Raw genomic sequence first — 14427 nt, forward strand, 5'->3', positions numbered from 1 at the left:
CACGCCCCGCGTACGTCCCTCGCCGACCAGGGCCTGGTGCACAAGCCCCGCGGCGCGAAGCTGCCGCGTACCGGGGTGTGGGGGCGCCAGCCCCCACGTCCCCCTCCCCGGGGGGCCGGGGGCGCAGCCCCCGGTTACGGGAAAGGGCGGGGTGGGGGACAAACCCCCGCCCGTAACGGTGTCACCCTTCAGGGGGGTGGGGCCCGGACGCCGGGGCTTGAAGGGGCGCGGTCGGGGAGCATGCGGTTCATGAAGGAGCCTTCATCTCGCGCTCATTCGCGGCGGCGTACACCCCGCCCAGGATGGCCGCATGGCCTTCACCCACCGCATGGCTACGCTCGCCGCCGTCGTCGCCATCCCCCTCGGGATCGCGGCGACCAGCTATCTGCTGACCGACTCCCCCGAGGCGCCCCACGTACCGGCCGAGGTGGAGCTGGGCGCCACGCCGCGACCGAGTGCGAGCGGCCGGAGCCAGAGCCCCGCGAGCCCCGCGCCCGCGAGTGCCTCGCCGTCGGCGGTGCCGCCGAGCCGGACGTACGCGCCCGGCGGCAGGCCCGGCGGCACGCCGAACGACACCGTCGTGCCCGGGCCGCCCGCCGCCAAGGTGCCCGCACCGGCCCCGGGGGACGACGACGATGACGACTTCGGTGACGACGCCCTTGACGAGAACTGACCGCCGCGTCTCCGCGCGCGTACGGATCCTGCTGTGGCTGCTGCTGGTGATGGCGGTGGCGCTCGCCGCCGTGGCGACGACCACGCGGTCGATCCTGCTGCGGGACGTGGACCACCGGATCAGCCAGCTGCTGACGCAGGAGACGCGGGAGTTCGCGAACTTCGTGGACCAGGGCGTGGACCCGGCCGACGGTGCCCGGTTCACCGAGCCGCGCCGGCTGCTCCAGGTGTTCCTGCAGCGCCAGTACTCCGACCCCGACGAGGAGTTGCTGGGCCTGACCGAGGGCGCGGGCCCCGCGCCGGACGTGCTGCGGCAGCCGCGGGACATCGCGGAGGACATCGCGCTGTACCGGGACCGCGACGCGCTCGCGCGGATCTTCGCGGCGGACGCCCGCTCCGGCACGCTGGAACGCCCGCAGGGCGAGGTGCGGTGGGCGAAGGTGCCGATCAGCCCGGCCGGTACGGCGCCGCAGGGCGCGTTCGTGGTGGCGTTCCACGCGGACCACGAACAGGCGATCGCCGCCGAGGCGTTCCGTACGCAGCTGGCGATCTCGGGGGTCGCGCTGCTGATGACGACGGGGATCGGCTGGGCCGTCGCGGGCCGGATCCTCGCGCCGGTGCGGGTGGTCCGGCAGACCGCCGCACAGCTGACCGAGCAGGACCTGACGCGCCGGATCCCGGTGCAGGGCCGGGACGACATCGCGCTGCTCGCGGAGACGTTCAACGCCATGCTGGACCGGCTGGAGCGGGCGTTCGCCGCACAGCGCCAGTTCGTCGACGACGCCGGCCACGAGCTGCGCACGCCGATCACCATCGTGCGCGGGCACCTGGAGCTGATGGGCGACGACCCGGCCGAGCAGGCGGAGACCATCCGGCTGGTCACGGAGGAACTGGACCGGATGAGCCGGATCGTGGAGGACCTGCTCCTGCTGGCCAAGGCGGAACGCCCGGACTTCGTGGCGCCGGAGCCCGTCCAGCTGGGCGAGCTGACGGCCGACGTCTTCGTGAAGGCGCGGGCGCTCGGTGAGCGGGAGTGGGTGCTGGACGGTGTCACCGACCGCGAGGCCGAGCTCGACCCGCAGCGCATCACGCAGGCGATGGTCCAGCTCGCGCAGAACGCCGTCCAGCACACCGTGCCGGGCCAGCGGATAAGGATCGGTTCGCGGGAGGTCACGGGTCGCATCGAGCTGTACGTGGCCGACAGCGGCGTCGGCGTGCCGGCCGAGGACGCCGGTGTGATCTTCGAGCGGTTCCGGCGCGGCAGCTCCCGGCGCGGTACGCGCACCAGCGGCGGCGCGGGGCTCGGACTGTCCATCGTGAAGGCCATCGCCGAGGGCCACCGGGGCCGGGTCGAGCTGCGTCCCACCGAGGGCGGCGGCGCCACCTTCGTACTCGTACTGGAGGAAGAGGACGCGTGAACCGCATTCTGATCGCCGAGGACGAGGAGCGGATCGCCTCCTTCGTCGAGAAGGGGCTGCGTGCCAACGGCTTCACCACCACCGTGGCCGCCGACGGTGACACGGCGCTGGACTACGCCGTCACGGGCGGCTTCGACCTGATGGTGCTGGACATCGGGCTGCCGGGCCGTGACGGCTTCACCGTGTTGCGGGAGTTGCGCGAGGCGCGGGTGACGCTGCCGGTGATCGTGCTGACGGCGCGGGACTCGGTAGGGGACACGGTCGCCGGGCTGGAGGGCGGCGCCGACGACTGGATGACCAAGCCGTTCCGCTTCGAGGAGCTGCTGGCGCGGGTACGGCTGCGGCTGCGCACCGCGGCCCGCGCGCCCGAGGTGACGGTGTTGCGCAGCGGCGACCTGAGCCTGGACCTGCGCACCCGGCGGGCGCGCGCGGAGGACCGGACCGTCGACCTGACGGCGCGTGAGTTCGTGCTGCTGGAGCTGTTCCTGCGCCACCCGGGGCAGGTGCTGTCGCGGGAGCAGATCCTGTCCCATGTGTGGGGGTACGACTTCGATCCGGGGTCGAACATCGTGGACGTGTACGTGCGCAATCTGCGCAAGAAGCTGGGGGCGCGGCGGCTGGAGACGGTGCGGGGCATGGGCTACCGCATGCCGTAGATGAACTTCTCCTCATAGAAGGCTCATTGAGGGCTCACGGCGGGTGGGGAGACTCGGTGGTGTGACGCTCTCCCTCAGCCGGGCGGTGTGGCTGGGTGCCGCGCTCGGCCTGTGCGCGGTGCTGGCGATACCGTCCTACTTCCCAGGACTCGGCGCCGACGCGCGCCTCACGCTGGGCGTGTTCGTCCTCGCCACCGTCGCGTGGATCGCCACGCCCGTCGACGACACCTACATCGCGCTGGGCGCGGGGCTGGCGCTCACGGCGACCGGCGTGATCAGCAGCGAGACGCTCTTCGCGACGCTGGGCGATGAAACGATCTGGCTGCTGATCTGCGCGTTCGTGCTGGCGGCCGCGGTCACCCGGACGGGGCTGGCGGGGCGGGCCGCGGCCTTCCTGGTCAGCGGGGCCCGTACGGTACGGCAGCTGGTCCACCTCACCACCGCCGCGCTGGTGGTGACGTCGTTCGCCGTCCCGGCCACCTCGGGGCGGGCCGCGCTCGCGCTGCCGGTCTTCCTGGCGCTGGCGAAGGTGCTGGCGGACCGGGGGCGGCTGGTGGTGATGCTGGCGCTGCTCTTCCCGACCGTCGTGCTGCTGTCCGCCGTGGCAACGCTGATCGGCGCGGGCGCTCACCTGATCACGGTCAACGTGCTGTGGGAGCAGTCGGGGCAGCGGCTGGGGTTCGTGGAGTGGCTGCTGCTCGGCCTGCCGCTCGCGGTCGTCTCGTCCCATCTGGCCGCCGAGGCGGTGCTGCTGACCTCCACCTCGCGGGCCGACCGGCGCGGCCCGGTGCGCATCACTCCCGCCGACATCGAGGCGCACTCCCCCGCGCCGGTGACCGGGCCGCTGTCCATCGCCGAGGCGCGCTGCGCGCTGCTCCTGGCCACGGTGGTGGTGCTGTGGTGCAGCGAGCCGCTGCACCGGGTGTCGCCCGCGGTGGTGGCGCTGATCGGCGCGGTGGTCGCGTCGTCGCCCGCGCTCGGGACCGTACGGCTCAAGGACGCGCTGCGGACGGTGCCGTGGCCGCTGCTGCTGTTCATGGCGGCGACGATGGCGATGGGTGTGGCGCTCGCGGATTCGGGGGCGGCGGGGTGGCTGGTGGCGGGGCTGCCGGTGGACGCGCCGCCGTGGGTGTTCCTCACCGTGGTCGTGGTCGTCTCCACGGCCGCGCACCTGGTGCTGCAGTCCCGTTCGGCCCGCTCCTCGGTGCTGGTGCCGCTGGTGGTGGCGGCCTCGGCGGCCGCCGGGGTCAATCCGGTCACGGCGGCGCTGGCGTCCACCGCCGCGGCCGGGTTCTGCCACACGCTGCCCGCGTCGGCCAAGCCGGTGGCCCTCTTCGCGGACGTACCGGACGGCGTGCCCACCTATACGCCGCGTGACCTGCTGCGGCTGTCGGCCGTGCTGGCCCCGCTCACCGCGGGCGTGGTGCTGCTGTTCGCCCTGACCGTCTGGCCGCTGCTCGGCGTGCCCGTCCTCCTGGAGTCCCAGCCATGAGCCACTCGTACCGCATCGCCGTCGCGCCCAGCGGCTTCAAGGAGTCCCTGTCCGCGCGGCAGGCCGCCGAGTCCATCGCCGAGGGCGTGCGGCGGGTCCTGCCGGGCGCGCGGCTGGACCTGATCCCGCTGGTCGACGGCGGCGAGGGTACGGCGGAGGCGCTGGCCGCCGCGACCGGCGGGCGGCTGGTGCCGTGCGTGGCGACCGGGCCGCTGGGCTCACCCGTGGAGAGCCACTTCGCGCTGCTCGGCGACGGTTCGGCGGTGGTGGAGATGGCCGCCGTCGCGGGTCTCGCGCTGGTGGAGCCCGGCCGCCGCGACCCCGGCGCCACGACCACGTACGGCGTCGGCGAACTGCTGCGCGCGGCCCTGGACTCCGGTGCCCGCCGCATCCTCGTCGGCTGCGGCGACTCCGGTACGTCGGACGGGGGCGCCGGCGCGCTCCAGGCGCTGGGCGTACGCCTGCTGGACGCGGACGGCCGCGAACTCCCGCGCGGGGGCGCCGCTCTGGGGCGACTCGCGGCCATCGACGCCGACGGGCTCGACCCGCGCCTGGCGGAGGCCGAGCTGCTGGTGGCGTGCAACCCGTACAACGTGCTGTGCGGCGAGCGCGGGGTGGCGCGGGTCTTCGGCCCGCAGAAGGGCGCGTCACCGGAACAGGTCGAGGTCCTGTCGGCGGCGCTGGAGCGCTGGGCGGCGGCGCTCACGGAGGCGTTCGCCCCGGGCGTCGACCTGCGCGGGGCGCCCGGCACCGGCGCGTCCGGCGGCCTGGGCGCGGGGCTCGCGGCGCTCGGCGCCCGGCTGCTGCCCCGGTTCGAGGTGCTGCTCGACGGGCTGGACCTCGGCGCGCGGCTGGCCCGCGCGGACCTGGTCATCACGGGCGAGGGCGCCCTCGACGCGCAGACCGTGCGCGGGAAGATCCCGGGCGAGGTGGCGCGCCGCGCCCGGGAGGCGGGGGTGCCGGTCCTCGCGCTGGCCGGCACGCTCGGCCCGGGCGCCCGCGACGCGGAGCTGGACGCCTACGAGTCGCTGGCGCCCGGGCCGCTGCCGCTCCAGGAGTCCCTGGAGCGGGCGGCCGAACTGCTGGCGGACGCGGCCGAGCGGGCGCTGCGCACGGTCCTGGTGGGCACGCGCCTGGTCAGCCGCGGTCGGGCACACAACGCCCGTCCTCCGTACGGTAGTTCCACTTCGCCCCGTCCCGCACGAGCTCCTTCACGGCCCGAACGAAACGGTCGACGTGCTCATCCGGCGTCCCCGCCCCGAAGCTGACCCGGATCGCGTTGAGCGACTTCTCGCCGGGCGGAGCCGCCTCGGGCGAGCCGCACTCGCCGATCTGCTGCGGGTCGCTGCCGAGCAGCGTCCGCACCAGCGGGTGGGCGCAGAACAGGCCGTCGCGCACGCCGATGCCGTATTCGGCGGAGAGCGCCGCCGCGAAGTGCGAGCTGTTCCAGCCGTCGACCACGAAGGAGATGACGCCGACGCGGGGCGCGTCGTCGCCGAAGAGCGACAGCACCCGCACCTCGGGCACCTCGGCCAGGCCCTCGCGCACCCTGCCGATCAGGTACCGCTCGCGCGCCACCAGGTCGTCGAAGCCGGCCTCGGTCAGCGCCTTGCAGGCGGAGGCGATGGCGTACGCGCCGATGACGTTCGGCGAGCCGGCCTCGTGGCGGGCCGCGGTGGTGTGCCACTCGACGTCGACGCCGCCGTCGGCCCGCCGGGCCACCGTGCGCGACGCGCCGCCGCCCGCCAGGTACGGCTCGGCCTCCTGCAGCCAGTCGGCCCGTCCGGCGAGCACGCCGGAGCCGAACGGCGCGTACAGCTTGTGCCCGGAGAAGGCGACCCAGTCGACGTCCAGGTCGCGTACGGACACGGGGTGATGGGGCGCCAGCTGGGCGGCGTCCAGCACGATGCGGGCGCCGTGCGCGTGGGCGGCGGCGGCGAGCTCCCGTACCGGCCACAGCTCACCCGTCACATTGGACGCGCCGGTGACGCAGACGAGGGCCGGGCCGTAGGGGTCGCGGTCGGCGAGGGCGCGCTCCAGCGTGTCGACCGCCTCGCCCGGCGTACGGGGCGCGTTGAGGTAGGTGACGCGGGCGTCCCTCCAGGGGAGCAGCGAGGCGTGGTGCTCGGTCTCGAAGACGAACACCTGGCAGTCGGCGGGCAGGGCGGCGGCCAGCAGGTTGAGCGAGTCGGTGGTGGAGCGGGTGAAGACGACCTCGTCGTCCTCGCGGCAGTCGAGGAACTCGGCGACGGTGGCGCGGCTGTTCTCGAAGAGGTCGGTCGACAGCTGTGAGAGGTACCCGGCGCCGCGGTGCACGCTGCCGTAGTACGGGGCGTACGCGGCGACGTCGTCCCACACCCGCTGGAGCGCGGGCGCGCTGGCGGCGTAGTCGAGCGCGGCGTAGGTGACCTCACCGCCGGTGACGAGCGGCACGGTGACATCTCGGCCCAGAACGGGCAGCGGCGTACAAACGGACTGATCGGCGGCAGCGGTGAAGACGGACATGGCGAACTCCCGTACAGGGCAGGCGAATTCGACGCGTCGACGCACAGGGGTGTCACAGGGGTGCGGACGCGGCGGAAGGAAAAAGGGGGTGCCGAAGAAGGGGCGATACGCCCTATCGCATTCGCTTGCTCACGAGACTGCTCCCTTGAGGACCAGGACCCCAGGGTGTGCAGGGGTCCGCGCTTGCCGCAGACCTCGCTGCCTGCGACCTGGTCTTCACCCGGGGCACCCCGCCACGGACGGAGGGTTGCCGGACAGCGGGCCGGGGCCGTAGTCGCTGTCACTCATGACCTTGAATGGCATCATGCCATACGTCTCGGCATGCGCAAGGCGCAGTCCGGCTCTTGAGACAAGAGGGGCCGGACCGCGCCTCGCGTCACACCCACCCGCGCGTGTTCAGCGGTGGCTGGCCTCCACCCACCGGTCGAGCGCCGCGCGCGCCGCGCCCGAGTCGATGGACTCGGCCGCCTTGGCCATGCCGGCCCGGATCTGCTCGGCGAGCGGCGCGTCCGTGGGCTCCAGCGCCACCAGCGCCGCCGCGGAGTTGAGCAGCACCGCGTCCCGCACGGGCCCGGTCTCCCCCGCCAGCAGCCGGCGCGCCACATCGGCGTTGTACGAGGCGTCCGCCCCGCGCAGCGCCTCGACCGGTACGAGCGCGATGCCCACGTCCCGCGGGTCGAAGGACTCCTCGCGCACGGCCCCGTCCCGTACCACCCACACCTTCGAGGTGGCGGTGGTGGTCAGCTCGTCCAGGCCGTCGTCGCCGCGGAAGACCAGCGCGGAGGAGCCGCGCTCGGCGAGGACCCCGGCGAGGATGGGCGCCATGCGGGCGTCCGCGACACCGGTGGCCTGGGCCTTGACCCGGGCGGGGTTGGTCAGCGGCCCGAGGAAGTTGAAGGTGGTGCGGATGCCGAGCTCTTTGCGGGCGGCGGCCACATGGCGCAGCGCGGGGTGGAACTTCACCGCGAAGCAGAAGGTGACGCCCGCCTCCTCGGCCACCTCGGCGACCCGCCGGGGCGTCAGCTCCAGATTGACGCCGAGCTTCTCCAGGACGTCCGAGGCCCCGGAGGCGGAGGAGGCGGCGCGGTTGCCGTGCTTGACGACCTTGGCGCCGGTGCCGGCGACGACGATCGCCGACATGGTGGAGATGTTGACGGTCTTGGCGCCGTCGCCGCCCGTACCGACGATGTCGACGGACGGGCCGGGCACCTCGATCAGGTTGGCGTGCGCGTACATCGTCCGGACCAGGCCGGAGATCTCCTCGACGGTCTCGCCCTTGGCGCGCAGGGCCACGGCGAACCCGGCGATCTGGGCGTCGGTGGCCTCGCCGCTCATGATGCGGTCCATCGCCCACGCCGTGTCGTCGGCGCTCTGGTCGCGCCCCTCCAGCAGGCCGTTCAGCACCACGGGCCAGGAGCGGCCCGCCGAGCTCGGTCCTCCAGCGGGTTGCACAGCGCTCATGGTCGCTCCTGGTGTCCGTGTGTACGGGGATGACCACAGCCTATCGAGCCACGGGCACGGCAAAGAGCCCCGTCCGGTGAATGGACGGGGCTCTGTGCGGTGTGGCGACCGTGTGGGTCAGGCGGCGAGTGCCGGTCGATCAGTGGTGGCCGTGGCCACTGGTGATCTCCTTGTACTCCTCCACGCTGGCCTTCGGGACCTGGTTGCCGTCCCCGAAGTAGCCCTTGCTGAGCTTGGCGCGGAGCTTCTCCGTGCGGGTCGGCTTGCGCTCGACGCCGTTCTCGTCGACCGTCGGGCCGATCTCGGCCGGCGTGTACTGCTCGTGCGCGGTGAGCGCGTGCAGCTGGGCCTGGCTGAGGGGCTCGTGGATCTCGACGAACTCGCCGTGCGGCAGGCGCTTGATGATGCCGGTCTCCCGGCCGTGCAGCACCTTGTCCTTGTCGCGCCGCTGCAGACCCAGGCAGATCCGCTTGGTGACGACGAAGGCGATGACCGGACCGAGGAAGAAGAAGATCCGGACGAACCAGGTGATCGCGTTGATCGACAGATGGAAGTGAGTGGCGAAGATGTCGTTGCCACCACCGATCAGCATGATCATGTACGCGGTCACCCAGGCGACACCGAGGGCGGTCCGGGTCGGCGCGTTGCGCGGCCGGTCCAGGAGGTGGTGCTCCCGCTTGTCACCGGTGATCCACGACTCGATGAACGGGTACATCGCGATCGCGCCGAGCATGATGCCGAAGACGACCAGCGGGATGAACACGCCCAGGACGAGCGTGTGACCCCACAGGGTGATCTCCCAGCCCGGCATGACACGGATCAGACCCTCGGCGAAGCCCATGTACCAGTCGGGCTGGGCGCCGGTGGACACCTGGTCCGGACGGTACGGGCCGAGCGCCCAGATCGGGTTGATCGTGAACAGCGCGGCGATGACCGAGATGACACCGAAGACCAGGAAGAAGAAGCCTCCGGCCTTGGCCATGTACACCGGCAGCAGCGGCATGCCGACGACGTTCTTGTTCGTCCGGCCGGGGCCGGGGAACTGCGTGTGCTTGTGGTAGAAGACCAGGATCAGGTGCGCCACCACGAGGCCGAGCATGATGCCCGGCAGCAGCAGGATGTGGATCGAGTAGAACCGGGCGATGATGTCGTGGCCCGGGAACTCCCCGCCGAACAGGAACATCGAGATGTACGTGCCGACGATCGGCGTGGACAGGATCGCGCCCTGGGTGAAGCGGACACCGGTGCCGGAGAGCAGGTCGTCCGGGAGCGAGTAACCGGTGAAACCGGTGAACATGCCCAGGACGAACAGCAGGAAGCCGAACAGCCAGTTGATCTCACGCGGCTTGCGGAACGCGCCGGTGAAGAAGACGCGCATCATGTGCACGAACATGCCGGCGAGGAAGACCACCGCGGCCCAGTGGTGGATCTGCCGGATGAGCAGACCACCGCGGACGTCGAAGCTGATGTCCAGGGTCGAGGCGTACGCCTCGGTCATGCGGATGCCCTGCATCGGCACGTACGAGCCGTGGTACTCGATCTCGTTCATGCTCGGGTGGAAGAACAGCGTCAGGTACACACCCGTGAGGATGATGATGATGAAGCTGTAGAGGCAGATCTCACCCAGCATGAAGGACCAGTGGTCCGGGAAGATCTTCCGCATGTTGGCCTTGGCCAGGGAGTAGATCCCGAGACGGCCGTCGGCCCAGTCGGCCACCCGCTCGCCGGCGGGCGCCTTCCGCTGTGCGTCTGTTGCGGTCGTGGTGCTCATCCGCGCTCCCAGAATGCAGGACCGACGGGCTCCTCGAAGTCGCCGAGCGCCTCGAGGAAGCCCTCGTCATTGACGCCGATCCGCAGCTGCGGAAGGGCGTGACCGGCCGGGCCGAAGATGACGCGGGCGCCGTCGGAGAGGTCGAAGGTGGACTGGTGGCACGGGCAGAGGACGTGGTGGGTCTGCTGCTCGTACAGGGAGATCGGGCAGCCCACGTGGGTGCAGATCTTGGAGAAGGCCACGATGCCCTCGTGCGACCACTCGAGCTCGCGCTTGTCCTTGATGTCCTCCGGCTGGATCCGGACGATCATCAGGGCGTCCTTGGCGATCTTCGTGTTGAACTCGTGGTCGTGCTCCTCCAGGCCCTCGGGCTTGGCGAAGGTCAGCGAGCCCACCGCGACGTCCTCGGGACGCAGCGGCTCGTTCGTGTTCATGTTGATGAGCTGCTTGCCCTTGGCCCACGAGGTGTGGAACAGCTTCTTCTCGGGCAGCGGGCCCAGCTCGCGCAGCAGCACCACGCCGGAGAGCGGCACCATGGCCAGCGCGCCGAGCATCGTGTTGCGGATCAGCGGGCGGCGGCCGATCGCGGACTCCCGCGCGCCGTCGGCGAAGTCGGCCATGACCTTGGCCTTGACCTCGGGCGCGGCCTCGATCGGGTGACGGTCGTCCGCGACCTCGTGGTCGGACATCAGGGTGCGGGCCCAGTGGACCGCGCCCGCGCCGATGCAGAAGAGCGCGATGCCGAGCGTCAGGCCGAGCGACAGGTTGGTCGCGCTGACGTGGCCGAGCGGCCAGACGTACACGATCTTGTCGACCGGGAAGATCACGAACGAGGCGATGAAGCCGATCGTGGCCAGCATCGACAGCGTGAACAGCAGGGCGACCGTGCGCTCGGACCGCTTGGCGGCCCGCTCGTCGATGTCCTGGATGCGCGGCTTGTGGGGCGGCAGCCCCGGGTCGGCGAACGGGTTCTCGGCTACCGCCGTGCCGTGCGCGGCGTCCTGCTTGTGCGGCAGGCTCTCTTCGGAAATGTCTTGGCTACTCATGACTTCTTGGCCTTAGCGGTGTGGGCCGCGACCCAGACGGCAACAGCGATCAGCGAACCCAGACCGAAGATCCAGCCGAACAGGCCCTCGCTGACCGGTCCCAGACCGCCCAGCGCGAAGCCGCCGGGAGTCGGGGTCTCGTCACCGTTCACGGTCTTGATGTACGCGATGATGTCCTTCTTCTCCTTCTCCGGCATGGTGGTGTCGGGGAAGGACGGCATGTTCTGCGGGCCGGTCTGCATGGCCTCGTAGATGTGCTTCTCGCTCACGTCCTCGAGGCTGGGCGCCCACTTGCCCTTGGTGAGCGCACCACCCTCGCCGGTGAAGTTGTGGCACTGCGCACAGTTCGTGCGGAACAGGTCACCACCGCGGGCGATGTTCGCCCCGTCGGGGCTGTACTGCTTCTCGGTCGGCGTGGCCGGGCCGGGGCCCAGGGACGCGACGTACGCGGCGAGCTGGTCGATCTGCGCCTGCGAGTAGATGTTCGGCTTCTCCGGCACCTGGGCGCCGGGCTGCTGCGCCGGCATACGGCCGGTGCCGACCTGGAAGTCCACGGAGGCGGCGCCGACGCCGACCAGGCTCGGGCCGTCGGAGGTGCCCTGACCGCCGGTTCCGTGGCAGCTGGCACAGCCGACGGAGTAGAGCTTCTTGCCCTCCTCGATGGCGAGTGACTGGGCGGTTTCGTCGGCCTGCGCCTTGTCCGCGGGTGCGAACGCGGCGTACAGCCCCCCAGTGGCCGCCAGCGCGAGAAGTAGGACGACGACCGCCGCCAGCGGATGGCGTCGTCGTGCGGAGAGCTTTTTCACGGATTACCCCGGTGTCAGGATCTTCTGCGTCGATGCTTGCTGGATGTGTTCGGGCGTACCGGAGGTACGGGCCCGATTACTTGATCATGTAGATCGTGGCGAAGAGGCCGATCCAGACGACATCGACGAAGTGCCAGTAGTAGGACACGACGATGGCGGCGGTTGCCTGCTCATGGGTGAACCTCTTCGCCGCGTACGTCCGGCCAAGGACCAGCAGGAAGGCGATCAGGCCGCCCGTCACGTGCAGTCCGTGGAAGCCGGTCGTCATGTAGAACACGGAGCCGTACGGGTCGGACGAGAGCGAGAGGCCCGCGTCCTTGACCAGCTCGGTGTACTCGAAGACCTGGCCGCCGATGAAGATGGCACCCATGACGAACGTGATGATGAACCACGTCCGGAGCTTCTTCACGTCGCCCCGCTCGGCGGCGAACACGCCGAGCTGACAGGTGAGGGAGGAGAGCACCAGGATCGTGGTGTTGGTCGCCGAGAACGGAAAGTTCAGGTGTCCCGCCTGCTGGGACCAGAACTCGGCACCCATCACCGAACGAAGGGTGAAGTACATCGCGAAGAGGGCCGCGAAGAACATCAGCTCGGAACTCAACCAGATGATGGTTCCGACGCTGGTGAGGTTCGGCCGATTGACCGACGGGTGCGCGTGCCCGGTTTCTACTGTCGTTGCTGTCGCCACGACCGACATTATGTCGGTCGCTTATCCCGCCCTCACTCCGGGGGGTGCCGTTCGGTGTGTTGATGCGCTCCGTCCAGCCCGAACGGCCCATCCGAACCGGTGTTGACGCGGTGTGGGGAGGAGTAGCATCCGGCCCATCGGTACCTGCCTTACCTGCCCTCACCGCCGACGTACTCGGAGGAACAATGCAGTCGAGCGCCACCGTCCTGGTCTACAGCGACGACGCCAACACCCGCGCGCAGGTGCGGCTGGCGGCCGGGCGCAGGCCCGCGGCCGACGTTCCGCCGGTCGAGTACGTCGAGTGCGCGACGCTGCCGGCCGTGCTGGAGCGGCTGGACCAGGGCGGGATCGACGTCTGCGTCCTGGACGGCGAGGCGGTGCCCGCCGGGGGCATGGGGGTGTGCCGGCAGATCAAGGACGAGGTCTTCCGCTGCCCGCCCGTGCTGCTGCTCATCGGACGCCCGCAGGACGCCTGGCTGGCCACCTGGAGCCGCGCCGACGCGGCCGTGACGCTGCCGGTGGACCCGGTGGAGCTGGCCGACTCCCTGGCCGCGCTGCTGCGCAGCAGGCTGGCCGTCGAGGCCTGACGGTCACAGCGCGGCGGGACGGACTCTCGCCGCGTCGGCGGGGTTGACGCCCGGCCGGGCGGCGTCCACGAGGGCGCTGCCCGTGCGCCACTTGTCCCAGGGGATGTTCCAGTCGCCGAAGCCGTTGCCGAAGGGGTCCATCGGGCTTCCCCCGCTGTTGACGACGGCGACGACGTCCCCCGGACGGACGGTTTTGAAGAACCAGGCGGCGTTGCCGGTGGACATGCCCGTGCAGCCGTGGCTGACGTTGGCGAAGCCGTGCGACCCGGCGGACCAGGGCGCCGCGTGGACGTACTCGCCGCTCCAGGTCACCCGGGTGGCCCAGTAGACGGGCAGGTCGTAGGACTCGCTGCTGCCCGCGGCGATGCCGACGGTGGTGGAGCGCATCCGGACGAACTGCTCCTTGCCGAGCACCACTTTGATGCCGTTGCGGGTGGCGAAGCCCGGTTTGCCGGTGGTCACCGGAATGGTGTTGATCACTTGCCCGTTGCGCTTGACCGTCATCTGGTGGGCCGCCGCGTCGGTGATGGCTTCGATGCGGTCGCCGATGGTCAGGGACAGGGGCTTGACGGGCCCGCCGTACAGGTCGCCGTCTATCCGTACGCCGGCGAGCCTGCCGGTGGCGGTGACGGAGGCGCCCGCGGGCCAGAAGTCCTTGGGGCGGAAGTGAAGTTTCCTGTCGTCCACCCAGTACCAGGAGCCCTCGACGGCCGGGGTGGAGCGGACCTTCAGGGAGCGTTCGACGGCGGCGCGGCCGGCACGGGACCGCACGGGGACGCTCAGCTCCGCCGTGATGGGCTGTCCGACGCCGTACGTGCCCGCCTGCGGGCCGAATCGCACGGTCAGCACCTTCTTTGCGGGTGCCGTCTCGAATGTCAGCGTACGGACGCCAGGAGCGCCTTCACGGTCCTCCGTGGCCACCCTGACGGTGTAGCGGGCGCCGGCCGTCAGGGACCCCGTGGAGCGCCAGCGGCTGCCGTCCGCGGAGAGCTCGCCCGCCAGGTAGTGACCGGCCTCGTCGCGGGCCGTGACGTCCGTGATGCGGCCGTCCTTGGCCTTGGCGGTGACTTCGAGCGGCTTGTCGAGCGGCGCTTTGCGGCCCTCCGAGGGGCCGTTGAAGGTGACCTGCCGAGCCGCGTCGTACGGCTCCGCGGAGAGGGGGTGGCCCTCCGGGCCACCGCACGCGGTCGCGCTCGCTCCGGTGACGGCGACCAGGAGGGTGCAGCTTATGGCGGTGCGCAAGCGGCTCGTGTGGCTCATGAGCACACCGTAGGAAGAGCTGTCGACCGCGGCACGCGGGATGCAACCAAAAGAGGGACCCGGTG

12 protein-coding genes, 1 pseudogene and 1 riboswitch are annotated in these 14427 nt (G+C 71.3%); of the genes and pseudogenes, 6 read left to right on the top strand and 7 right to left on the bottom strand.

Annotated features, from left to right (window positions below; genetic code table 11):
* Positions 1 to 310: 310 nt before the first annotated feature.
* The 5 genes and pseudogenes from ACZ42X_RS27200 to ACZ42X_RS27220 all read left to right on the top strand — a co-directional run.
* Positions 311 to 673, top strand: coding sequence for a small hydrophilic protein (locus ACZ42X_RS27200; protein ID WP_468295231.1), 363 nt, complete (start codon positions 311 to 313; stop codon positions 671 to 673).
* Positions 636 to 2090, top strand: a complete 1455-nt coding sequence (locus tag ACZ42X_RS27205; RefSeq protein WP_361414446.1) for a sensor histidine kinase — start codon at positions 636 to 638, stop codon at positions 2088 to 2090. Before ACZ42X_RS27200 ends, ACZ42X_RS27205 begins: the two co-directional genes overlap by 38 nt.
* Positions 2087 to 2746, top strand: coding sequence for a response regulator transcription factor (locus ACZ42X_RS27210; RefSeq protein ID WP_468295234.1), 660 nt, complete (start codon positions 2087 to 2089; stop codon positions 2744 to 2746). The genes ACZ42X_RS27205 and ACZ42X_RS27210 overlap by 4 nt, the downstream gene beginning before the upstream one ends.
* A 61-nt stretch (positions 2747 to 2807) precedes the next feature.
* Complete coding sequence (locus ACZ42X_RS27215; RefSeq protein ID WP_468295237.1) at positions 2808 to 4238, top strand: SLC13 family permease; 1431 nt, start codon at positions 2808 to 2810, stop codon at positions 4236 to 4238.
* Positions 4235 to 5383 (top strand): annotated as a pseudogene (locus ACZ42X_RS27220) (glycerate kinase family protein); the annotation flags it as partial. The gene ACZ42X_RS27215 and the pseudogene ACZ42X_RS27220, both read left to right, overlap by 4 nt.
* On the opposite strand, the gene ACZ42X_RS27225 reads toward ACZ42X_RS27220, so the two are convergent.
* The 6 genes from ACZ42X_RS27225 to ctaE form a co-directional block, all read right to left on the bottom strand.
* The gene (locus tag ACZ42X_RS27225; protein ID WP_468295240.1) at positions 5376 to 6743 is read right to left on the bottom strand and encodes an aminotransferase class V-fold PLP-dependent enzyme; all 1368 of its coding nucleotides are present in this window, start codon (positions 6741 to 6743) and stop codon (positions 5376 to 5378) included. The pseudogene ACZ42X_RS27220 and the gene ACZ42X_RS27225 overlap by 8 nt on opposite strands.
* Positions 6744 to 6917: 174 nt before the next feature.
* A riboswitch (SAM riboswitch) is annotated at positions 6918 to 7035 on the bottom strand.
* A 104-nt stretch (positions 7036 to 7139) separates the two neighbouring features.
* A complete protein-coding gene (gene trpD / locus ACZ42X_RS27230) occupies positions 7140 to 8204 on the bottom strand; it encodes an anthranilate phosphoribosyltransferase (protein WP_468295242.1) in 1065 nt (354 codons plus the stop codon).
* Positions 8205 to 8343: 139 nt separating this feature from the next.
* Positions 8344 to 9975, bottom strand: a complete 1632-nt coding sequence (gene qcrB / locus ACZ42X_RS27235) for a cytochrome bc1 complex cytochrome b subunit (RefSeq protein WP_468295245.1) — start codon at positions 9973 to 9975, stop codon at positions 8344 to 8346.
* Complete coding sequence (gene qcrA, locus ACZ42X_RS27240) at positions 9972 to 11021, bottom strand: cytochrome bc1 complex Rieske iron-sulfur subunit (RefSeq protein WP_468295248.1); 1050 nt, start codon at positions 11019 to 11021, stop codon at positions 9972 to 9974. The genes qcrB and qcrA overlap by 4 nt, the downstream gene beginning before the upstream one ends.
* Positions 11018 to 11827, bottom strand: a complete 810-nt coding sequence (gene qcrC / locus ACZ42X_RS27245) for a cytochrome bc1 complex diheme cytochrome c subunit (protein ID WP_468295250.1) — start codon at positions 11825 to 11827, stop codon at positions 11018 to 11020. Before qcrC ends, qcrA begins: the two co-directional genes overlap by 4 nt.
* A 76-nt stretch (positions 11828 to 11903) precedes the next feature.
* Positions 11904 to 12524, bottom strand: coding sequence for an aa3-type cytochrome oxidase subunit III (gene ctaE / locus ACZ42X_RS27250; protein WP_355367190.1), 621 nt, complete (start codon positions 12522 to 12524; stop codon positions 11904 to 11906).
* A gap of 176 nt (positions 12525 to 12700) precedes the next feature.
* Between ctaE and ACZ42X_RS27255 the strand changes: the two genes are divergently transcribed.
* Entirely contained in the window at positions 12701 to 13102 is a 402-nt protein-coding gene (locus ACZ42X_RS27255) for a hypothetical protein (protein WP_468295252.1), read from the top strand.
* A gap of 3 nt (positions 13103 to 13105) precedes the next feature.
* Here ACZ42X_RS27255 and ACZ42X_RS27260 read toward each other — a convergent pair whose 3' ends face one another.
* Entirely contained in the window at positions 13106 to 14362 is a 1257-nt protein-coding gene (locus ACZ42X_RS27260; RefSeq protein WP_468295255.1) for a L,D-transpeptidase, read from the bottom strand.
* Positions 14363 to 14427 lie beyond the last annotated feature (65 nt).

The sequence above is a fragment of the Streptomyces sp. NPDC030862 genome (genome assembly GCF_055571835.1).